Here is a 22,065-nt window from a genome sequence, read left to right as displayed (position 1 = left end):
ATGGCGTTTACCGCAACTGACCCGATCAAGATGATCTTTGCCGTTATTCTGCCCCCACTAGGGGTGTTTTTTGAGGTCGGTTTCAAAGGACATTTCTGGCTGAATATCATTCTCACGCTGTTTGGCTTTATCCCAGGCATCATCCACGCCTTCTATGTCATATTGAAACACTAGGCATATTGAAGCACTGATGCTCTTTTTTGCATCGATTTAACAAACGCCGCCTTGTCGAGCACAAGGCGGCGTTTGTCTTTCTGGGCCATGCATTGCTTACCGAGCCTTGCCAAACAATTAAAACCCAGCCCTTCAAAACCCGGCCCTGATGTTATGCATGCAAGCGGCGATGCAGGGCATGGACTTGCTCGTCCAGCCCAGGCACTGGGCCATCAACAGTCAAACCTGGCACCACCTCATTAATCGATAGCGGGGCGACTGGAGGTGGCGCTACGCCAAGTGCAGCCAACCATGCTCCCAACTGCTCAGAAGAACTGACGTAAACGATACGTCCTAGCCCTACCCACCCATGAGCCGCTGCACACATTGGACAGTGCTCTCCAGAGGTATAGACAGTCGCTTTAGAGCGCTCTTCAGGCGTCATATGGTTCGCTGCCCAGCGGGCCAGCGAAAACTCTGGATGCTGAGTAGAATCTCCACCGGCAATGCGATTACGGTCTTCGGCTAACACCTTACCTTCGGCATTTACCAGCACGCTACCAAATGGCTCATCCCCTGCATTTAAAGCCTCCTCTGCTAAAGCCACCGCACGCTTTAGGTATGCCAATTCATGTTCGGCAATCATTGGATTCTCCTCGTTTTGATAACGTGCCTTACCGACAGGGTTGTCGTTTCAAAAGTGCTTCGCCAAAGATACCATTTTTAACATTGAAGGTCTGACTCACCGTAAAGCCCCCAAGCACCTGAAAAGTGGGGTGGAAGTAACCGCTGTCCTGACACCACCCCCCAGGAAATATTCATAAAAAAGCTTTGACCCGAAGAAAAAATCATGTCACTGTAGCGTCAGTTGGTTAGCAAGCAGCATGGTTTCAGAAGTGTACGATCTATTTCGGCAGCCTGATATTGTATTCCTTGTTTCACCCGCTACTATTCATCTGGGTAATACCAGGAACTTTATTACGGCGCATTAGCGCGAAAGGATCTACATCATGGCAACTGGCACAGTTAAATGGTTTAACGACACTAAAGGTTTTGGTTTCATCGCTCCTTCTGACGGCGGCGACGACCTTTTTGCTCATTTCTCTGAAATTCAGTCTGACGGTTTCAAAACCCTTCAAGAAGGTGCTAACGTTTCTTTTGACGTTACCCAGGGTAAGAAAGGCCTTCAGGCTTCTAACATCAAGCAAATGTCCTAAGCCTTAACGGTTTAAGAATTTGCTCGAACCTTAACAGGTTCGAATAACAAGGCCCGCTTATGCGGGCCTTGTTGCGTTTGCATGTTGAAAATGAAAGACAAAATGAAAGACAGTTAGCATAAAGATGCAGAAAGAGAGTATGGTCGGATTTGTAACACCCCTTATTTACGCTCATACACCATTAGTTTGGCATCTACCGTCAGGGTAAGCTCATCAAGTGCCGCTGCACGTGCTCGGCCTTCCTGACTGGCGCGGTAAAGATGGGGCGTCATCGTTAATAGGTCACCAATTAATGCCTGCCCTTCCAGCGTTATTTGATAGTTAAGTGACTCTGTGTGCAACTGGATAAAGCCCTCAGGCACTTCCCGTTCACTTGTCGTGTCTGGCTTAAGCGTGGGATAAATCACCTCCCTCAGCTCACGCAGGTGCCCCGCCCCTGCCTCAACCTGCACCAATAGGCCACCCGGCTTTAATACCCGCGCAAATTCGTGATGCACTGGAAAACCAAACATACACAGCACACTGTCGAGCGTCTCCGCTTGAACTGGCAAGTGCGCATTGCTCCCGACAACCCAACGACAAAGCGGAGATTTTTTATCATCTTGTCTGGCCGCCGACAGCACTGCCCACTTGGAAATATCTAACCCCAGCAATGAAAGTGGCCGCGAATTCGATGCAGCACGAGATAGCTCACGCAAGTAATAACCTTCACCGCAGCCAGCATCCAGGCAGCCAAATAGCGAGCTGGCAGATTGCGCATCAGCATGGTTTAACAGGTGTTTACTTACCGCCTGGGCAATGGGCTGATAGTAACCAGCCTCAAGAAAACGCTGCCTTGCTGCCACCATCAGCTTACTGTCACCAGGATCAGCGGAACGCTTTTGCTGTACCGGAAGCAAGTTGACGTAACCTTGCTTAGCAACATCGAAGCTATGCCCAACAGAGCAGCGCCAAGTACTGCCTGCCAGATGAAGCGGCTCGCCATCTAACGGACAGGCTAGTAATTGAAAAGGAGTGCTATTCATAAAAAATAATTCATAAAACAGTTAGGCCCATAAGTCAGTTCTTCACTGATTAAAAGACGCAAGGCCATCATTGGCGGCCCACGTGGTTAGCGCGTTACCAGAACAATGCCGGCTAAGATAACGCTCCCACCAATTATAAAATTGACGCTAAGCGGCTCATTAAGCAGCAGGGTACCAAAAAGCACACCAAAAAGCGGCGCTAAGAAAGAAAACACACCTAACTGAGAAGCACGATAACGGCGCAGCAACGTAAACCAAAGCAGCAGCGCGCCAAAAGAAATAACCAGCGCCTGAAAACCAAGGCTGGCAACCACCATAGGAACAAACTGCGCGCTCATTAACTGGCCAGAGATAACCGCTACCGGCAACAGTAGCAGCGCCGTTATACCCAGTTGATAGCTTAAGGTAAGTTCTGCTGGTGCCTCGGAAAGCGAGGTCTTGCGAATTACAACGGTCGTAGCCGACCAGGAGAGTCCAGCTAGCAAGCCCAGTGCATCACCGATGATGATCTCTATGGCATAGCTACCACTCGGCGCCATCGCAATCACCATCCCTGTAAACGCCAACCCTACTCCCCACCACTGCCGCATAGACAGCTGTTCACCAGGCACCCAAAGATGTAAGCCAAGCGCGGCAAAAATGGGGGCCGTGTAAAGAAAGACCGACATGTGCGATGCCAAGGTATACGTTAACCCCCAGGCAACAAATGCGAACTCCGCCGCAAACCCTAAGCCAACCAACAAACCGGCAATCCAATGACGGCGCAAATCTGCCCAGCGAACGCCTCGCCAATAAGCTAGTAAACCGACCAGTGTTCCAGCGATAGCGGAGCGTAGAGCTATCTGCACCATGGGTGAGATATCCTCAGCCACACCTTTAATCGCTACTTGCTGAAACCCCAGTATCAAGCAAAATAGCAGCATTAGTGATGCTGCTGTGGTATCCACTGATTTACGCTGGAATACCACTACAGAGCTGTCATTAGCGTTAATTGACGCTACTCTTTGAGTATTCATTGCACGCTCCCATAACATTAAGGCGCCTATTGCACCAGGAAGAGAAACCTCGTACAAACGATTACTTCTCTGGCCTAGGCTTAGGAAAACTCATGCTATGAGAATTGAAAGATTACCACTTAATGCACTACGCGCCTTTGCCGAAGCTGCGCGCGAGAACAGCTTCAAAGCCGCCGCTTATCGGCTTGGCGTTACCTCTGGCGCGGTTAGCCGTCAGGTGAAGCAGCTAGAGGGGCATTTGGGGGTGGCGCTCTTTGAACGTCATGCCAATGGAGTATGTGTCACTGAGGCGGGGCGGATATTAGCGGAAGATGTGCAAGCGGGGCTTTTGCGTATCGCCAGTGGCGTACAGCACGTCACCGAGCGCTCGGAACAAGCCTTTCGCTTACTGATCAGCGCACCGCCTTCTTTTCTACAGCTTTGGTTGCTGCCTCGTTTACCTCGTTTTGAAGCAAACGAGCGCGAAATAGAAATATCGCTAGATGCCGAGTCTCGCCTAACCCAACCGTTATGGCTGCCAAACAGGGCGCGCTTATCGCTGCGCTACGGACAAGGTCCTTGGCCAGGCGTCTCTAGCCAACGTCTTTTTGAAGACACACTATTTCCCGTTTGCTCGCCCACTTTATTAGCACAGGCAACGATAAAATCGCCCAGCGACTTACTAACACAGACGCTACTCACCGTGGATTGGTGTACCCATGCCAACCAGCGCCACATCCCAGGCTGGAGCGATTGGTTCAAAGCGGTTGGGATAGCGATAAGTAAAATGCCTAACCAGCGCCAATATTCGCTCTATAGCCTGGCCTTAGATCAAGCCATTGCCGGCCAAGGCGTGGTACTTGCCAGCTACCCACTCGTTGCCGACCGGCTTGCAAGCGGTGTTTTAGTGCGCCCTTTTGAAGAGCACTATCCCCTCATTTCCCCCTTCGCCTATGATTTGATTTTGCCTCCTGATGGGGAAATGCCACCTGCGGTGGGCCGCTTTACCGAGTGGCTAGCGCAGGAAGCAGCACTCTTTCGCAATACATCGTGATAGCCGCGTGGCATGTCGAACCTAGCCTTACCGCTTATAGCCCTGGAACAACGCATATTGCCACTGACGCACAGCCAGCACTGAGGTGGTACCAAAGCGCTGATTAATGGGCAGCCCGCTTTCGCGTTCACACAGGGCGTGAAACTCTTTTGCCAGCCGCTGCATCGTTTGTTGCCATTCAGCATTACCCGCATGAGAAAGCAGGCCATTCAGCACAATTAGCTTTTCGCTGTCGCTATCGAAACGGGACTGAAAAAACTCTGTGGCAATATATTGCTGGAAAAAACGCTGAATGGGGCCGCCAGGCCGCCAACGAAAATTCGCGGCCACACGCCGCCGGATTCGATTACCCGGCAATAGATCAATCAGCTTTAGCCGTTCTAGCGCCAGCAGTTGCCGAGTGCACTGCGCCTCACTGAGCTGGTACTGGTGATGAATTTCATCAAACCGATAGCCGTTAATCACACACACAGCGACCAAGAACAGCTCACGATCATCGACAATGCTCTGCTCCTGCGCCTGGGTCAGCTCCTGCAAACGGTGCTCTTCCTCTTGCATGGATTGCACCAACTCAGCAAATTCCAGGTTAAGCTGATCGCAAATACGCTCTAGCCGCTCTAGGGTGATGTGCTGCTCAGCGAATAGCCGTTTGACCGAGGCCTCGCTCAACCCAAGCCATAACGCCACATCAGCGTAGGTTTTCCCCTGGGAGCGCAGCTGGCGTTTTAAGGTATCAATAAGCGCGCTTGTCTGAGACACACAACCTCCAGACATATAAAGTAGCGTATAACGATACCGTAAAGCCCAAATAACACAACTTGAACCACCAGAGTTGCAACATTAACCCCATTTACCGAAAGTGCCCTAACTTCTGGTTTATAAGGCGTCATTTCATGCAACCTTTACTACGCATCACGGGTGTTTGGCCCTACCTGATTGCCATTTTCTTGAATGCCTTTGTGGATTTAGGGCATAAAATCGTCATTCAAAACACGATTTTTAAAAGCTACGATGGCGAAACCCAGGTGGTACTGACGGCATTGGTCAATGGGCTTATCCTTTTGCCGTTTATTTTACTGTTCAGCCCCGCAGGTCATGTGGCGGATAGCTACCCCAAAGTTCGCATTCTCCGGGTTTCCGCCTGGGCCGCTGTCGCTGTTTCACTGGGCATCACCGCCGCTTATTACCAAGGCTGGTTTTGGCTGGCGTTTGCCATGACGCTAATACTGGCAATTCAGTCAGCCTTTTACTCCCCCGCAAAGTATGGCTTGGTGAAAGGGCTATTTGGCAAACCCCGCTTGGCAGAAGCTAACGGACTTATCCAGGCCGTCACCATTGGTGCCATTTTGGCAGGCACCGTGGCCTTTACCGCGCTGTTTGAAAGCTGGATCTTGCCCAGCGCCCAAACACCCGGCGAGCTATTACGCAGCATTGCGCCGCTGGGCTGGCTGCTGGTGTTGAACAGCGTTATACAAGTGATGGCACTGTATCGCTTGAAACCGGATAACGCACAGCCCTCGACGACCCCGCTCACCTGGCAGCGCTATATCAAAGGCAGCGCACTCAAAGACAACCTGAGCATTCTGGGCCGCCAACCGGTGCTGCGGCTGTCAATTATCGGTCTTGCGACTTTCTGGTCGGTGGGCCAGGTGCTGCTCGCCGCGTTTCCCGCCTACGCCAAAGATGCACTCAGCATTGATAACACCTTAGTACTGCAAGGAATTCTTGCCGCTAGCGGTATTGGGATTGCGTTAGGATCATTGCTTGCCAGCAAGCTGTCGCGTAACCGTATTGAAACCGGTTTGATTCCATTAGGCGCTGTCGGCGTTGCGGTGGGTCTGTGGTGCCTGCCACTGCTCACCACCCCCATCAGCCAAGCGCTGAACTTTGTATTTATTGGCATGATGGGCGGGTTATTCATTGTACCGCTCAATGCACTGATTCAATTTCATGCGGCAGACCATGAACTAGGCACTGTGTTGGCTGCTAATAACTGGATTCAGAATCTGTCTATGCTGGGTTTCTTGGCGCTTACCGCGCTGTTTGCCCTGGCAGGTGTAGATAGCCACTACCTGTTGCTGCTCGTGGCGACCGTTGCCATGGTGGGCGGTGGCTACACTATCTTCAAATTGCCGCAAAGCTTAGTACGCTTTCTACTCAGTTTTCTGCTCACCCGCCGCTATCGTGTTGATGTTCATGGGTTAGAGCACCTGCCCGCCCAAGGCGGCGTGCTGCTGCTTGGCAACCATATCAGCTGGGTAGACTGGGCAATGGTGCAAATTGCCAGCCCTCGCCCCGTGCGCTTTGTCATGCTGAAGGATATTTATCAGCGTTGGTATTTGCGCTGGTTTTTTAAGGCGCTGGGCTGTATTCCTATCGAACGGGGCGCAGGAGCCGAAAACGCCCTAGCCGCGGTTGCCGAACAGCTGAATAACGGTGAAGTGGTATGCCTGTTCCCCGAAGGCGCGATCAGCCGCAACGGCCAGCTAGGCGAGCTGCGCCGAGGCTATGAACGCGCGTGTAAGCTGGCGAACCCAGAGGTACGTATTGTGCCGTTTTACTTGCGCGGCCTGTGGGGTAGCCAGTTTTCTCGCTCATCCAGCAAACTCAAAGAGCTGCGTAACGCGCCTCTCCATCGCTCAGTCGTCGTTGCGTTTGGCAAGCCGCTGCCTAAAGACACCCCGGCCGACGTGCTCAAACGGCGCATCTTCGAACAAGCAACTAACTCGTGGCAACATGCTATCGATGAGCTGCCCTCGCTGCCCGACGCCTGGATTCGTAGCGTGAAGCGTAACCTTGGCGCACAAGCACTCACTGATACCCTTAGCCACCCGCTGACGGCAGGCCAAGCACTTACCGCCAGTCTGCATATTGCAAAGCGCATCCACACGCTAACCCCTGAGCAAAACGTGGGCCTACTGCTGCCCAATAGCAGCGCGGGTGCACTGGCCAATATGGCAACACTTCTGGCTGGAAAAACACTGGTTAGCCTCAACTATCATTTTAACGACAGACCCAATGGCACCGCGAAAGAAGACGCGTTTTCTGCGGCGCTCACCCAAGCCGACATCAATACAGTGCTGACCTCGCGCCACTTCGTCGAAAAACTCCAGCAACAAGGGTTAAACATCAGCCAGCGGCTAGCAAATACTCAGACGATTTACCTGGAAGACCTACAAGCCGATATCCGACGCCATGAACGCGTCAGCACTTGGCTTGCCGTTCGCCTGCTACCTGCGTGGCTGCTTCAGCGCCTTTACTGCCGCAGTAGAGATGCCAATGCCACCGCCGCCATTGTGTTTCCAAGTAGAAGCGAAGGACAGCCTAAAGGCGTCATGCTGAGCCACCGCAACCTGATGGCCAATATTAAGCAGACCTCCGATGTGCTTAATACCCAATATGACGATGTGGTGATCGGCTCGCTGCCGCTGTTTCATGCCTTTGGTCTCACCGTTACCCAACTGCTGCCACTTATCGAAGGCCTGCCGTTGGTCTGCCACGCGGCCCCCAACGACACTGCTGGTATTGCCAGCTCTGTCGCCAAGCACAAAGCTACCCTGATGTTCGGCACATCAGACTTTCTACAGCACCTAAACCACAGCCCCAAAGTGCACCCACTCATGCTAGAAAGCCTACGGGCAGTCGTTGTCAGTGCCGAAACATTGGATGAGCAGGTATGCAGCGACTTCGTCCTAAAATTCCATAAGCCAATTTATAAAGGCTACGGGGCAACCGAAACCGCTCCTGTGGCATCGGTCAATCTACCGGATTCGTTGGGCGCTCATTACCAGACAATACAGCAAGGCAGTAAAGCTGGTACCGTCGGCATGCCGCTCCCCGGCACCAGCTTTAAAATCGTTGAACCGGAAAGCTTTGCGGAACAGCCTACCGGAGAAGCAGGCATGATTTTGATCAGCGGTCCTCAGGTGATGCGGGGCTACCTAAACGACCCGAAACGCACAGCCGCCGCCATTAAAGAACTCGATGGCCAACGCTGGTTTGTCACCGGCGATAAAGGGTTTATCGATGAAGATGGCTTTTTAACCCTGATTGGCCGCCATGCTTAGATTTTCGCCAACTCGATAGAAGTCATTGTTGCCGACAGGATAAAGCGTTTAGCTAGCCAAGCTTCGTATTCAGGCTTGGCTAGCTGAGTTACGTATTAGCGGTTTGCCTAAAACGGCCATCCTTACAGCCACAGCTTTTAGCTAACGAGACGGCTTTCTGATTGAAGAGAGTAACGTTCAGCAATGGATAAAGTCTGGTATCTGCTCACCCGCAAGCGATCTCCCCTTCTCGCACCAAAAAAGAGATAACCCCTAAAGGCGCGCACTAATCTGGAATTTACACCTACGCTTGTGATTCTTATAACATTTATAAACTTTAACTAAATTAGTTAAAACAATGGGTTATTAAATCTGGCACGGTACATGCATATATCTGCATGTACCGTATATCGGCTAGATAATTAGAGCCCTGCAGATTAGTCCTTAAATTCAAAACATTGCTCTTAAGACATTGCTCTTAATGCTATGCATAGGATGAAACTGAAAAGCTGAATGGACTCTAGTTACCTGCCTATGACTTCATAGAGAGGTAGCAATGTCATTCAACCCAGAAGGTGTTACGCGTCGGTCTTTTTTAGGCATGGTGGGCGCAGTCGCAGGGGCGGCGGCAATGTATTCCGCAATGAGCACAATGGGTTTTGCTTCACCGTCTAACTGGCGGGGTCGACTAAACCTACAGGGAGCCCCTGACAATACCAACATTTTAATTTTAGGCGCTGGGTTAGCAGGCATGACAGCAGCCTTTGAGTTGCGTAATGCAGGCTACAACGTAAAAATTCTCGAGTATCGCGATAAGGCCGGAGGCCGTTGTTGGACATTACGTGGAGGCGACAGCTATACCGAATTAGGTGGATTTACCCAGCATATCGACTTTGCCGAAGGCAATTACTTAAACCCTGGCCCTTGGCGAATCCCGTCAGATCATTTTGCTGTATTGGATTACTGCAAACGCTTCGGAGTTAAACTGGAGCCTTTCATTCAGGTAAATTATAACGCCTACCTACATGACTCAGAGGCCTTTAATGGTAAACCTCAACGCTTTAAGGAGGTGGCCACTGATTTCAGAGGACACGTCGCAGAATTACTTGCCAAAGTCGTTGATCAAAAGGGTCTAGATGAAGCGGTTAGTGCTGAAGATGCAGAAAAACTCGTTGCCGCACTCAAACGCTATGGGGCGCTAAACGACAATTTAGATTATGTAACAGGGAGTGAGTCTTCCTCTTTCCGCGGTTGGTCGCACCCTGAAGGTGGCGGCGTTGATGGAAAGCCTGAGCCATCTCAAGTGAACGCCCTTTCTGACATACTGAATTCAACGCTTTGGCGCAATCTAACGACAGGCGATAACTTGCATATGCAGTCCACCATCTTCCAACCAGTGGGTGGGATGGACATGATTGCTAAAGGGTTTGAAGAGCAAGTTGGCGAGCTGATCACTTATAACGCTAAAGTTACCCGAATTAGCCACGAAGGTAATCGCGTAACAGCCTCTTGGGTCTCCGCCGATAGCGGCAGTAATGAACAAACAGAAACCGCCGATTACTGCATCTGCACCATTCCTTTTTCGGTACTCAGCCAGATTGATCATGACTTCTCACCACGTATGAGCAAGATCATTGATTCCATGCCCTACGCATCAGCCTTCAAAGCGGGCATTGAGTTTAAGCGACGCTTTTGGGAAGAGGATGAACACATCTACGGCGGCATTAGCTATACCAACCTGCCTATTACGCTAATTTCTTACCCGCCCTACAACATGTTTAGCGATGGCCCGGGCGTGCTTTTAGCTGCTTACCCATGGGGTGCTTACGCCTATCAATTTAACGCCCTCTCTCCCGAAGACCGAATCGCTAAGGTCATGGAATACGGATCGCAGATTCACCCTCAATATTACGATGAGTTCAAAACCGGCGCTTCAGTGGCATGGCATCGTGTTCCATGGACATTGGGCTGTTATGGGCTATGGCAAGATCGTGAAGCGGACTACCAAGACGCCACCGTAATGGACGGGCGAACGTTAATGGCAGGCGAGCATATTTCGTATCTTCCGGCCTGGATGGAAGGGGCCGTACTCTCCGCTCTGGATGCCGTCGAACGCCTACACACCACTATTACAGAGGCTTAAGGAGTTCGCGATATGAAAACACTATTCACTTCAATGACTGCACTCTTACTCTCTATGCCACTTATGGCCCAGGAGACTTCCATTGATACGAGCAACTGGTTCGATGACCCTTCCATGCTGACACAAACTGACGGCGCATCCATCTATGCAGGTGTTTGTGCCGGTTGTCACATGCCCAGTGGGCAAGGTGCCAAAGGGGCAGGAGAATACCCAGCGCTTGCTAACAATCCCAACTTAATGACGGCTGCCTACCCAATCAGCTTGGTTATCTACGGTCATAAAGCTATGCCCGCTTTAGGTGGCTTATTGGAAGATGAACAAGTTGCTTCGGTAGTGAACTTTATCCGCACCAATTTTGGCAATAATTACACTGACAACCAAGCTAGTGCAGAACAGATTGCGAGTATGCGCTAACTTTTTTTCACTCAACCACAAGCAATTCAAAAGGAATTAAATGATGAGTTTTAGAAACGCTATTATCGGGCTAACGTTGCTCTCCGCCTATGCTGGCACTGCACTAGCGGAAGACATTATTCGCCACCCTATTCCCAATTCTGATTTTCCTATCCTACAAGCGGTTGAGATACCCTCTAGCAGTGCGACGGTTTATCTTAGTGGCACCGTTCCTAGTATCATCAATGAAGATGCCGATCCAAATAGTGCAGAAGCGTTTGGAACCACCGAAGAGCAAACAGTGACGGTAATGAACCGCATTAAAGCGCAGTTAGAAAACCTAGGTTTAGGGGTAGGCGATATTATAAAAATGCAGGCGTTTCTTGTCGCGCCAGAGGGCGAGACAGTCGATTTCCAGGGCTTTATGGCTGGCTACACGCAATTCTTCGGTACCGAAGAACAGCCTAACCTACCCGTTCGCTCTGCCATGGTCGTCGATGCACTAGTCAATCCCGGTTGGCTAGTAGAAATTGAAGTTACCGCCGTTCGACCGTAGCCTACAGGGCTGCAAAGAAAGCAAAACAGCCGATTACATAAAAGTAGTCGGCTTTTTTAACAGCAAGCTGTTAGCAGACCACAAACGACATCTGAGGCACTATGTACAGCACTAGCATAGGGCGCGATCGCCGGAAAACGGCCATCGCCTGCCGGGCCATAGGTAACGCCCCAATCGGGAAGAAAACGCTGCACTACCTGTAATTGTGATTTCATCATGACAATTTCCTAACGTCCTTGTATTTCCTTTCGCTAGCTGTATCGTTAAAAACGAGCAGTAAGCTAGAGCCAGCATTCAGCCGTTTGATCAACGGGTGCATCTATAGCTATCCCTTCCCCTCTCTTGCCTGAAATATGATTTTTTCCTTCTTTAGCAGTCGCTGGAAATAACGCTTCCATAGCGTTTAAACATTATGGATCATTAGGATTTACCAGCTGACGCCAAGGATCTTGCTATGCACCAACCTATCGCTGTTTTCGACGCGGGTATCGGTAGCTATGCCATTGTTGCCGAGATACACAAACGCCTTCCCAAACAGGATATTTTATATTTCGCTGACCGGGCGAGCTTTCCTTATGGCAGCAAAGGGCGGGATGAGCTACTCACAGTTATGCATCGTACGCTACGTTTCCTCGAGAGCTACACACCCTCCGCCATCGTTATCGCCTCGAACGCACCCTCTATTATGGTGCTGGACGATATTCGTCAAAGCACATTGGTCCCCTTGTTCGGCGTCTACCCACCTATCGCAGAAGCGCTTGCCATATCGGTAACTGGCAAGATTGGCATCATGGGGGTGCATTCTCTCATCGAAAGTTCACCTCTGAAGCAATTCATCGCTCACCATGCGCCTAATCCGGATAATGTCAGCTTGATCAATGCCTCCTCCATGGTGGAACTTGTCGAGAATGGTGCCTTCATATTCGACCCGAAGACAACTCAGCAAGCGGTCACTGCTTTTATAGACGACGTTTTCCAACAGAATCCTGATATCGATACTCTGACGCTTTCAAGTACGCATCTACCATGGTTGCGTTCTTACTTCGAGTCGGCGCGTCCAAACTGCCGCTTCCTCGATCCCGCCGAAGCGATTGTCGCGGGGCTAGGCAACGGCACACAGGGCACAGGACAGATTCGTGGCCTAGTAACAGAAAGTGATGCCTATAACGTCGAAACCTTCCAACGTATGTTGCAGCAGTTCGGCGTAGATATCCCGTTAGAGGTGGTCTCGCTACCATGACGTATGGCCTGCTGACATTTCAACGTGAACCACGATGAAATACCCACAAGCTGATACTCCAGACAGCGGCACATGCCGCTGCCTAGTTGCCCTCTACTCAGACGGTTTATCCGCAGAGCTATCCGCGTCCTGTGAACGCTTGCCTTGTCCATCTCCGCGTGCAATATCCTCATGGCTGATAACCATGACTTCTCTTGGCCACCACTCTGGATGGTTATCGCGGATAAAGGCCAACATTTTCTCGCGAATGTTCATCTCGGCCGTCCAGCCCGCCATAGGATCCGATGTCATTAAATAGCAAGTGACCGTTTGCGCGTAGGCAGTTTGCTTGGTCACATAACAAAGCAGTTTATGATGCTCAATGACATTATCTTCTTCCTGGGCATAGGCTAAAAACATCTCCCTCACTTGAGAAATATCAGCGCTTAAATGCAGCGTCAGCTCTAAGAAGCGGTACATTTTAGTGCTCTTCACCGAGAGGTTTTCAAACGGCTTAGACGTAAAGTAGGTAACCGGCACGATGACACGTCGTTCATCCCAGGAGCGCAGTCGAATAAAGGTATAAAAAATGCCCTCAACATAGCACCATTGCCCTTCGAAGATGACCAAGTCACCAATTCGTATAGGCTTGGCAAGCGACAGCTGAAAAGAAGAGAGGATATTGCCTAACACCGCTTGGCCGGCAATACCTACCAGTACGGCCAGCACACTAGCCGACGCCAACAGCGACAAGCCTAAAGACTCAAACAGCTGGATCTGCCCCAGTACATAAACCGACACACCAATGACGGTGATTAAGATAATCACGCGGCGCAAAGCATACAGCGAGGTTAACAGACGACGTTTATCTTTAGGCTTAGTATCGTCAATTTCCCCGACTAAGCGCCGTGTCATGCGCAGCATGATCGTGTCGATCAAGCGTAGTGCAATGGTACCAGCACCCCAGGCCATAATTGAGATCAACAATACGCGGAACGTCGTCGTCACAATGGCGGAAAACGATACAACGTAGTCCAGCAACATCTGCGTTACCAGCGACATAACAATCATCGCCATGGGCACGCCAATTTGATCGGCGAAAATAGTAGACACGCCTGAAGGCAGAATACGTGCCACTAGCCCAACAACGTAGTAAGTCACCATGCCTACCGTGCCAATGGCGATTAAAAAAACCGGGATCGCTAACCATTCCCAAATTTTTAGTATGCCAAACGATGCCTTCAGCCGTTCTGGAATATAGCTTTCTAGCATTGAAGGCCCATACTCTTCATAGAGAGCTGGAATAGACGACACACTCTCTGGCATTACTAGCCAAACAGGATCTTCTTCATTGATTCGATAACGCCCTATCCGAACATCATAAGCCTGTCCTTCTACTTTTAATGCTGCCAGCTCTATATTTCGTCGTGGCGAACCCGCTAAAGGGTTCTGACCAGAAGCGTCTTCAATCGCTGCGTCTTGGCGAGCCGGCAGATTCGAGGCATTTAGCCACTCACCACGCTTTAGTACCTCCGCTAACTGCCTCGCAAGCTCAGCTCCCCTCGCCTGCTGCTCACTTGGATCAATGCCGTTTAGATTAAGCAAATGCGCGGCTGAGGCGTAATTGCCACTTTCGGTGAAGGTTAAAAAGCTACGGACCGCTTCCCGTGGCGACATTCGTTTAGCCTCTTCCGGCACCTCTCCTAGCCCTGCGTTAAGCGAGTCAATAGCGAACCACCGCTCATTTTCGCTCTCATCTCCTTGAGTTTGCGCTGTGCTAACGCTGGAAAACACCAAAGTGACAACCAGCACAACCCACACAGGCCACAAGCTGTTTTTTTTCATACCAACCTTGTCATTAAAAGTAAGTGAGCCAAACAACCAGCCACTAACTGGCAATAAAACCGCCAGCCCTGCGCTGAACACAGTGCATCCATGCCAGTGGTTGAGCAAAGTACAGACGACGTTCTTCAATCCAGCAAGCATCTAGTGTTCCAACACTGCAACACTGAGTCTCAGTTGCACTATCTATTACATGCTTCACTTAACACGTACCCTTCTTAACCAGCAACGTACTCTTTAAGGAGAAACGATGAAAAAGTTAGTAGGTGTTACCAGCGCTCCACGCCCTCACTGGGTGGGTGACGGCTTTCCGGCGCGTTCGCTGTTCTCCTATGGCCCACGCTCCGAGCAGTTGAGTCCCTTTTTGTTACTGGACTATGCTGGGCCCGCCGACTTTACTCCCACCACGCGGCCACGTGGTGTCGGGCAACACCCGCACCGCGGGTTTGAAACCGTCACGATTGTCTACCAAGGCGAAGTGGCGCACCGCGACTCAACGGGCAAAGGCGGCGTAATTGGCCCAGGCGACGTGCAGTGGATGACGGCGGGTGCGGGTATCCTGCACGATGAGTTTCATTCGCCCGCGTTTACAGAGCAAGGCGGTACACTAGAGATGGTTCAGCTGTGGGTAAACTTACCCGCTAAAGACAAAATGGCGACGCCAGGCTATCAGGCAATTTTTAATGCCCAGATTCCTGTCGTGGAATTGCCAGCGCAAGCGGGTAGCATTCGCTTAATTGCAGGTGACTATGTCGATGGCAACCAGGATACCCACGCGGGCCCAGCACAGACGTTCTCGCCGATGAATGTCTGGGATGTGCGACTAAACGGTGGTAAGACAACCACGCTGACGCAGCCGGATGGATGGACAACCCTGCTGGTCGTGCTAAGAGGGACGGTTCAAATCAATGGCGAAGAGGTACTGCGTGACGCACAAGTAGCCGAGCTTTCAAGAGCGGGTGACGCGCTGACACTTGAAGCCAATAATGACGCAACCCTGTTGCTGCTGAGTGGCGAGCCGCTCAATGAGCCAGTGGTAGGTCATGGGCCGTTTGTGATGAATAGCGAACGTGACATCATTGAAGCGATAGAAGACTTTAACAACGGCCGCTTTGGCCACATGCCAAGCTAATGACGTCGCTATTTAAGCAGCAACTTTTCAAGCAACTACTGTTGAAGTAACAACTGGGCTGGCTTAAATAGCCAGCCCTTCCACTACGAATTAATTACGCTGCTGGTCTGGAAAAGGAATGAATTCTTCATCGTCCCCCGGCGGCAATTTAAATCGCCCATGCTCGAAGTCACCTTCCATCCACGCCTGCTTAGCAGCCGCTAATTTTTCCCGGGAAGACGCCACGAAGTTCCAGGAGATATAGCGTGGTCCATTGAGCGTTTCGCCGCCGAGCAGCATTAGCCGAGCTCCGCTTTCGCCCGCAGTTACGGTAATGGGGTCACCCGGGCGGAAAACCATCATTTGTCCCGCATCAAAGATATCCCCTGCAATACTAACGCTACCCGACGTTACATAGAGCCCACGATCTTCGTGGCCATCTGGCAAAGGAAGCTTAGCACCTGGCTGGAGAACTGCATCCGCATAGAACATCTCCGAAAAGGTCTGTATAGGCGCCTGTTCACCCCATGCCGTACCAAGAATCAAACGAACCTCTTTACCCTCACCTTTAAGCAGCGGCAATGTCTCCTGCCCATGATGCGCAAAGCTGGCGGGTTTATCTTCGTATGCTTCAGGCAATGCCACCCACGTCTGAATACCAAACAGGGAGTGCTTATTCTGACGTGTAGCGGGGCTAGTACGCTCGGAATGGGTCACGCCATTACCAGCAACCATCCAATTAACCGCCCCAGGATGAATCATCTGATTAGTCCCCAGACTGTCACGATGCTGGAACTCTCCCTGGTACAAGTAAGTGACCGTAGCAAGTCCAATATGGGGGTGAGGACGAACATCGATACCATCCTCTCTAAGAAATTCAGCGGGCCCCATCTGATCGAAAAAAATAAACGGGCCAACCATCTGGCGCTTGGGTGCGGGAAGCGCACGTCGTACTTCAAAGCCACCTAGGTCGTGTGCACGAGGTACGATCAGTGTTTCAATATCGTGTAGGTTGCCTGCGGAAGGACATTTGGGCTCAATATCGGGCATCCAGCTCATAGGAGTTTCTCCAGAAGTGAGAGGCAGGAAAGTGTCGAATACTCGTTAAGCGAGCACATAGCGTCCCTTGGTATCGCTGGTTTCATGTTCAATGGTAAAGGGGCTTGCAGGTGTATCAGACATCGCCTTCTCCTTCTTATATTGCACGTTACCCAGCCAAGGGCCTATTGCTATAACTTAATAGATATCAGCGAAACATCCATGACGCGACTAGACGCACCACACGGGGCATCACCACATAGACCACCAGCCCGACCACGCTGGCAGCAACAACACCGTGGCGAATACCCCATGTATTCAACCAGGGAAATAACGCGAAAAGCGGCCCCCAAAGAAACGGAACCAACATGGTGAGAGGCCAGATAACCGAGGTTGTAACAAGCCACTGCTTCCAGCGCACAGGCTGTTTGTTAACAGGTGCATTAGGTGGCGAGAACCAGTAATCGATACCGCTTTGAATCTGGATGACTTCCTCTTCCCGAAAGGCCGGTAACGCATCATTGATCAACGCCTTTCGTTCGGCAGACTCAAGCCATCTCCCGGCTTCAGCATGGGAGGCAAACCTAAGCGCTATTTCATAATCATGGTGCCCCTCAGCAGGACGAAGAATATGCACGCCAAGATGACCAGGATACTGACCCGCCACATGGATGATTTTTTTTAACCATGCTTCATACTCAGCCCGCGCCTCGGGTTTCACGCGATGACATATCTTCAGTGTTATCGCACCGGACTCTTCGGGTGACTCTGCACTATGTTCAGGGGGCATGGTGGTATTCCATAATTGATGGACAACGGATTAATACCATCCTTGCAAGCAATGACCAGGGGCCTACCTGCCCCCAGTCATGAGCATGGTTTACTTCTTATCAGAGGATTGTGTCAAAGTGCTGTAGCTATTCATTAAGTTGCGATAGTCGGGGATATGATTAGAAAAGAGCGCCCCTAGGCCTTCAATATCATTTCTCCAATCACGATGAAGTTCGCAGGCAGCACCAAACCAGGTCATTAACTGGGCACCGGCGCTACTCATGCGGTCCCAAGCAGCATCACGGGTAAGTTCGTTAAAGGTCCCCGATGCATCGGTGATCACGAACACATCAAACTCTTCTTCAAGTGCGGAAAGCGCCGGGAAAGCCACACATACCTCGGTCACCACGCCCGCAATAATCAGCTGTTTCTTACCCGTCGCCTTAACCGCTTTTACGAAGTCCTCGTTATCCCAGGCATTAATTTGTCCAGGGCGTGCGATGTAAGGCGCCTCTGGAAACATCTCTTTTAATTCAGGTACCAGCGGCCCATTAGGCCCATCTTCGAAGCTTGTGGTAAGAATCGTTGGCAGACCAAAGTATTTCGCCAAGTCAGCAAGCGCCAGTACGTTATTTTTGAACCGATCAGGGTCAATATCACGAACTAAGGACAACAGCCCAGTTTGGTGATCTACTAAAAGAACGGCAGCGTTATCTTTATCGAGACGAACATAGGGGTTAGCCATGACATACTCCTTTATCTATTAGCCTGAGTGGGCTTTTGGAAAACACAGATCCAACAGCTCTTGCGCATGCCATACAGAGTTTAGTAGTTCGCTGACTCGATGATTAGATAGAAAATTAAGACACAGCGTTGCACAGGGAGAACACATGACGCCCCCTAATCTGAATGATCTTTATTATTTTGTGAAGGTAGTCGACCATGGAGGGTTTTCTCCAGCGGGCCGTGCGCTGGGCATTGCCAAATCAAAATTAAGCAGACGAGTGGGAGAGTTAGAAAGTCAGCTTAACGTGCGCTTGTTGCACCGTTCGACCCGCCACCTAACACTCACTGATATTGGCCAACGCTACTACCAGCACTGCAAAGCCATGCTAGTGGAAGCTGAAGCGGCCCAGCAGTTCATCGAAGAAACCCAACAAGTGCCCTGCGGTACCATCCGCATCAGTTGTCCCACGGGGCTATTGAGCTTTCACGTGAGTGCAATACTGGCGGATTTCATGGTGCTCTACCCAGATGTCCTGATACATCTGGAAGGAACTAACCGCCGTATTGACCCGTTTGTTGAGGGTTTTGACATTTCACTCCGCGCCCGCCCCTTTCCTTTAGAAGATAGCGAGCTTGTTCTGAAGGTACTATCGGATCGCGGGCAATGCTTGGTAGCAAGCCCAATACTGATTGAACAACACGGCATGCCATCAACGCCCAACGATCTTAGCAAACTGCCTAGTCTAAGCAGAGCAAGGCCAGAGGAAGCTCACACTTGGCACCTTCAACGCGACGGTGAAGAGTGCCAAATTGAGCATTCGCCACGGTTTATTACCACTGATATGACCGCACTTTATAGAGCAGCACTGGCTGGCGTTGGTGTGGTGCAACTTCCAAGTTTAATGCTAGGCGATTCGTTGGCCTCAAATAAGCTAGTGCAAGTAGTGCCTGAATGGGAGCCTCGACGGGAAGTTATTCATGCGGTTTATCCTTCCCGTCGAGGCTTGCTGCCCTCTGTCAGAGCACTGTTAGACTTTCTTGCCGAACGATACGCAGCCATTGGAATGGAACGCTAATACACGCATCACCGCTCCATTTCGCCCAGCGCCTTGAGTTCTTCGTCATATAGCGCGACTAGTAGCAGCTCGCCGTGCTCGTTGACTCGAAACTGACCATAACGGGCGAGCTCAAAACGCTCAGCGTGGCCTTCCTGAAAGAAAAATGCATCCGTAGCAAAGCGCACGTTCCCATTGCGCAACCGGTAGCGTAAGCGTCTTTCGTCATCGCCTAGCGGCGTGCCATCATCCAAGCGTTGGAAGTGGGCGATTGATGCTTCATCCAAACGAACCACCACGCTGTCATTGGCTGCCGTTTGCATGGCATTTCCATCCGCCTCTTCGTGGCGATCAATTGCACGCTGCATACGAATACGGTTAGCCAAGGCAAAGCTTAGCGCCATGTAGTCACCCTGCATTAACGAGCGCGGATCAACCGGAGCAAGCTCCAAATAAACAATCTCACCTTCGGCCAGGTGATGCTCTTTCTGCCAAATGGCCCAGTTAACCACCGCTAGCACAACAGCAGTGGCAACAATGACTATCCAGCGGTTTCGCTTCACGTTACGGCTCATTAGCATCTCCTAGCGGCATGGGCTTATGCACTGTTAACCATCGGTTTAGCCACCAACGCTTCAGTCCCCAGCGAATGGATAACAGCAACGCCCCCATTGCCAGCAACATGAGTGATTTCATCAACAGCGTCACCTCCAGCCAGTAGTAATAATTACTAGCCGCCATCAGTAGTAACAAAATACCGCTTCCCATCAGCACCCGGTGACCAAGCGTAAATCCGAGCAATAGTACGGTAACCCCAGCGCCAAGCCCCGGCATATACACTGATACCACCGCCACTAGCGCGACTGCGCCATAAATCACCAAGCGTTGCACAATGGCAGGCTGAGAATGCTGACGAAATGCCTGATGAATAACGCACACTAAGGCCAACGCCACCAAAGCAGTGCTCAGCCAACTGGCAAGCCATGGGTCAAACCACTGAGCGTCTGAATCGTAAAGCCAGGCAAGCTGGTTAGAGTACGCCTGCCCTTGAAGCACCAACACTCCCATTAACAGGCCAGCCCCCCATGCCTGAACCGCCCCTATGCGCCCAGGCCAACGACATTCATTCAACCAGAGCAGTGTCAGCACCAGCACCACCATGCCAATCGCCACCGGTGCCAGTCCATTGGCTGCCAACGCCATCGTTAACGCTAAACTTGCTAAAAACGCCGACATACTGCGGTGAACCTGGCTCGGCATGATCAGCGCCAGCGAGCACTGTAGCGCCAGCAGTACCCACCATAGGCTTGCGGAAACACCCCACATCTCGACCGCTGGCCAGGCTACTAATAATTGCCCAGCTAAGCTAAACGCCAGCGCCATGTGCTCCAACACATCGCTTCGTGCGGCGCGTAGTAGCGCAAATGCCCCGCCAATCAACAGGCTGCCTACGACAAGAGAAGCCACTGAGCTTTCCAGTACAAATACCACTGCCGTGGCAATAAAGCCCAACAGAAACAGCGCTGCTAACCAGCCGGAAAACGCCTGCAGAACCCGCACAAACCAGGGTGATTCCAGCGGCGTTGTTGATGAAGGCTCATTTAGCGCAATGCCAGCCTGAGTTAATCGCTGCTTTAACGTACTCATAGACTGACTCATGACGCCTCCTCCGCGTTTAATCGCTTCAGCCACATCACCGCTGCCGCCCCCATGGCAAAGACCGCACCTGCCAGCAACAGCAAGCCGCCTTCATTCCATTGGCCTTCCCATAGTACGTAGCGTGCGAGCAGCAATGTGACCACCGTAATCAGCGATACGCAGCCCCCTGCCAACATAAATAGCTCAAGCCGCCACTGACGATAAACGCCATACAGCACTGCCAACCACACGGGGTAAACCGCCACAATCGGTGTCAACGCATGCGTTTCCCCACTCACCCACGCCATCATCAACAGTGTTAGCGGCACGCCGCTACCCAGCGCCAACAAACAAATTGCCCAACGCCCCGGCCAATTTCGGCGCTGCACGCCCCACTCCCACACGACTTGAGCCGCTAAGTTGATCAGCACCAACCCCCATAAACCGGTGTTATCTGTAAAGAACACGCTGCCTAAAATACCGCCCCAGGTGCTGCTATACAGCCACACGGATAGGTTCAAAAGCCCTATCCACGCTACCCAAAGTGCATCAAAGCGTGCTACCCATACCAACGGCAAAGCGAGCAGAGACCAGAGGAAAAACAGCTGCCATGGGTCAGCACCGGTTTGGTAAACCTGGCCCACCAGCGCCAGTAGTACGCCTATTAACAGAAACGCCGCGGCTAACGCCACGCGAAAAAGCATCACGCTCGCGCTACCCCACACCGCTATGCCTGCCGCCAACACCAACGCGGCCTGCACTAACGCAAAGCGCGGCAGGCGGCCCATGTCCGACCAATTGAAAGCCACGAAAAACAGCACCGCGCAGGCCAGTGCCAAGCCACCCAGCCACAGCAGCAGCCGGTCAATCAACAGCGCCCAGGCGTGGGGCGACGGGTGTAGTCCCGCCACTTTAACCGCTAACGGCACTTGTTCAGGAGGTATCACTCCCTGCTCAATTAACGACATGAGCTTACGGCGTGTAGTGGCCATGAGCGCTCTCCTTGCTGAAACACACTTGTTGAAATAAGGGGAAGCGTTATTACAAACATCGCCCTATCGTTAGAGTCCCCGTGACACATTT

22 protein-coding genes are annotated in these 22,065 nt (G+C 51.4%); 10 read left to right on the top strand and 12 right to left on the bottom strand.

The features are described from left to right. The gene (locus NDQ72_04420) at window positions 1–174 is read left to right on the top strand and encodes a YqaE/Pmp3 family membrane protein (GenBank protein ID WKD29198.1); all 174 of its coding nucleotides are present in this window, start codon (window positions 1–3) and stop codon (window positions 172–174) included. A gap of 151 nt (window positions 175–325) precedes the next feature. Here the strand turns inward: NDQ72_04420 and NDQ72_04415 are convergent, their stop codons facing one another. Next, window positions 326–799, bottom strand: coding sequence for a nucleoside deaminase (locus NDQ72_04415; GenBank protein ID WKD29197.1), 474 nt, complete (start codon window positions 797–799; stop codon window positions 326–328). Window positions 800–1,163: 364 nt separating this feature from the next. On the opposite strand from NDQ72_04415, the gene NDQ72_04410 reads away from it, so the two are divergent. Next, complete coding sequence (locus NDQ72_04410; protein WKD29196.1) at window positions 1,164–1,370, top strand: cold-shock protein; 207 nt, start codon at window positions 1,164–1,166, stop codon at window positions 1,368–1,370. 161 nt (window positions 1,371–1,531) lie between these two features. Here NDQ72_04410 and NDQ72_04405 read toward each other — a convergent pair whose 3' ends face one another. Both NDQ72_04405 and NDQ72_04400 read right to left on the bottom strand, forming a co-directional pair. Continuing rightward, on the bottom strand, window positions 1,532–2,395 hold the full coding sequence (locus NDQ72_04405; protein WKD29195.1) for a methyltransferase domain-containing protein: 864 nt from the start codon (window positions 2,393–2,395) through the stop codon (window positions 1,532–1,534). 86 nt (window positions 2,396–2,481) lie between these two features. Next, the gene (locus NDQ72_04400; protein WKD29194.1) at window positions 2,482–3,411 is read right to left on the bottom strand and encodes a DMT family transporter; all 930 of its coding nucleotides are present in this window, start codon (window positions 3,409–3,411) and stop codon (window positions 2,482–2,484) included. 97 nt (window positions 3,412–3,508) lie between these two features. Here NDQ72_04400 and NDQ72_04395 point away from each other — a divergent pair, with 97 nt between their 5' ends. Next, window positions 3,509–4,444, top strand: a complete 936-nt coding sequence (locus NDQ72_04395; protein ID WKD29193.1) for a LysR substrate-binding domain-containing protein — start codon at window positions 3,509–3,511, stop codon at window positions 4,442–4,444. Window positions 4,445–4,471: 27 nt separating this feature from the next. On the opposite strand, the gene NDQ72_04390 is transcribed toward NDQ72_04395, so the two are convergent. After that, entirely contained in the window at window positions 4,472–5,203 is a 732-nt protein-coding gene (locus tag NDQ72_04390) for a helix-turn-helix transcriptional regulator (protein ID WKD29192.1), read from the bottom strand. A gap of 134 nt (window positions 5,204–5,337) precedes the next feature. On the opposite strand from NDQ72_04390, the gene NDQ72_04385 reads away from it, so the two are divergent. From NDQ72_04385 to NDQ72_04370, 4 genes are all read left to right on the top strand, one after another. Then, a complete protein-coding gene (locus tag NDQ72_04385) occupies window positions 5,338–8,511 on the top strand; it encodes an acyl-[ACP]--phospholipid O-acyltransferase (GenBank protein WKD29191.1) in 3,174 nt (1,057 codons plus the stop codon). A 535-nt stretch (window positions 8,512–9,046) separates the two neighbouring features. Further along, a complete protein-coding gene (locus tag NDQ72_04380; GenBank protein WKD29190.1) occupies window positions 9,047–10,633 on the top strand; it encodes a flavin monoamine oxidase family protein in 1,587 nt (528 codons plus the stop codon). Between the two features lie 12 nt (window positions 10,634–10,645). Beyond that, on the top strand, window positions 10,646–11,047 hold the full coding sequence (locus NDQ72_04375) for a cytochrome c (protein WKD29189.1): 402 nt from the start codon (window positions 10,646–10,648) through the stop codon (window positions 11,045–11,047). A gap of 40 nt (window positions 11,048–11,087) precedes the next feature. Beyond that, window positions 11,088–11,582, top strand: a complete 495-nt coding sequence (locus tag NDQ72_04370; protein ID WKD29188.1) for a RidA family protein — start codon at window positions 11,088–11,090, stop codon at window positions 11,580–11,582. 56 nt (window positions 11,583–11,638) lie between these two features. On the opposite strand, the gene NDQ72_04365 is transcribed toward NDQ72_04370, so the two are convergent. Continuing rightward, window positions 11,639–11,800, bottom strand: a complete 162-nt coding sequence (locus tag NDQ72_04365) for a hypothetical protein (GenBank protein WKD29187.1) — start codon at window positions 11,798–11,800, stop codon at window positions 11,639–11,641. A gap of 236 nt (window positions 11,801–12,036) precedes the next feature. On the opposite strand from NDQ72_04365, the gene NDQ72_04360 reads away from it, so the two are divergent. Further along, window positions 12,037–12,822 (top strand): aspartate/glutamate racemase family protein, encoded by a 786-nt coding sequence (locus NDQ72_04360; protein ID WKD29186.1) that lies wholly within the window; start codon window positions 12,037–12,039, stop codon window positions 12,820–12,822. 93 nt (window positions 12,823–12,915) lie between these two features. Here the strand turns inward: NDQ72_04360 and NDQ72_04355 are convergent, their stop codons facing one another. Next, window positions 12,916–14,646 (bottom strand): mechanosensitive ion channel family protein, encoded by a 1,731-nt coding sequence (locus NDQ72_04355; GenBank protein ID WKD29185.1) that lies wholly within the window; start codon window positions 14,644–14,646, stop codon window positions 12,916–12,918. 247 nt (window positions 14,647–14,893) lie between these two features. Between NDQ72_04355 and NDQ72_04350 the strand changes: the two genes are divergently transcribed. After that, window positions 14,894–15,775 carry a pirin family protein gene (locus tag NDQ72_04350; protein ID WKD29184.1) on the top strand — a complete coding sequence of 294 codons (882 nt, stop codon included), beginning with the start codon at window positions 14,894–14,896 and terminating at the stop codon, window positions 15,773–15,775. Between the two features lie 90 nt (window positions 15,776–15,865). Here the strand turns inward: NDQ72_04350 and NDQ72_04345 are convergent, their stop codons facing one another. The 3 genes from NDQ72_04345 to NDQ72_04335 all read right to left on the bottom strand — a co-directional run bounded on the left by NDQ72_04345 (window position 15,866) and on the right by NDQ72_04335 (window position 18,308). Then, window positions 15,866–16,813: a pirin family protein gene (locus NDQ72_04345; GenBank protein ID WKD29183.1), complete on the bottom strand. Its 948-nt coding sequence runs from the start codon at window positions 16,811–16,813 to the stop codon at window positions 15,866–15,868. A 187-nt stretch (window positions 16,814–17,000) separates the two neighbouring features. Next, window positions 17,001–17,582 (bottom strand): antibiotic biosynthesis monooxygenase, encoded by a 582-nt coding sequence (locus tag NDQ72_04340; protein ID WKD29182.1) that lies wholly within the window; start codon window positions 17,580–17,582, stop codon window positions 17,001–17,003. 90 nt (window positions 17,583–17,672) lie between these two features. Next, on the bottom strand, window positions 17,673–18,308 hold the full coding sequence (locus tag NDQ72_04335; protein ID WKD29181.1) for a hydrolase: 636 nt from the start codon (window positions 18,306–18,308) through the stop codon (window positions 17,673–17,675). Between the two features lie 145 nt (window positions 18,309–18,453). Between NDQ72_04335 and NDQ72_04330 the strand changes: the two genes are divergently transcribed. Continuing rightward, window positions 18,454–19,365, top strand: coding sequence for a LysR family transcriptional regulator (locus tag NDQ72_04330; protein WKD29180.1), 912 nt, complete (start codon window positions 18,454–18,456; stop codon window positions 19,363–19,365). A gap of 8 nt (window positions 19,366–19,373) precedes the next feature. Here the strand turns inward: NDQ72_04330 and NDQ72_04325 are convergent, their stop codons facing one another. The 3 genes from NDQ72_04325 to NDQ72_04315 are packed head-to-tail and all read right to left on the bottom strand — an operon-like array spanning window position 19,374 to window position 21,974. After that, window positions 19,374–19,919, bottom strand: a complete 546-nt coding sequence (locus tag NDQ72_04325; GenBank protein WKD29179.1) for a GDYXXLXY domain-containing protein — start codon at window positions 19,917–19,919, stop codon at window positions 19,374–19,376. Next, window positions 19,909–21,003 carry a DUF4401 domain-containing protein gene (locus NDQ72_04320; protein WKD29178.1) on the bottom strand — a complete coding sequence of 365 codons (1,095 nt, stop codon included), beginning with the start codon at window positions 21,001–21,003 and terminating at the stop codon, window positions 19,909–19,911. Before NDQ72_04320 ends, NDQ72_04325 begins: the two co-directional genes overlap by 11 nt. Continuing rightward, window positions 21,000–21,974 carry a DUF2157 domain-containing protein gene (locus tag NDQ72_04315; protein WKD29177.1) on the bottom strand — a complete coding sequence of 325 codons (975 nt, stop codon included), beginning with the start codon at window positions 21,972–21,974 and terminating at the stop codon, window positions 21,000–21,002. The genes NDQ72_04320 and NDQ72_04315 overlap by 4 nt, the downstream gene beginning before the upstream one ends. Window positions 21,975–22,065 lie beyond the last annotated feature (91 nt).

Origin of the sequence: Halomonas sp. KG2 (genome assembly GCA_030440445.1) — a bacterium.
Taxonomy (GTDB): domain Bacteria; phylum Pseudomonadota; class Gammaproteobacteria; order Pseudomonadales; family Halomonadaceae; genus Vreelandella.
Note: the sequence above shows the minus strand (reverse complement) of the source record. Positions and strands in the feature narration are given on the sequence as shown.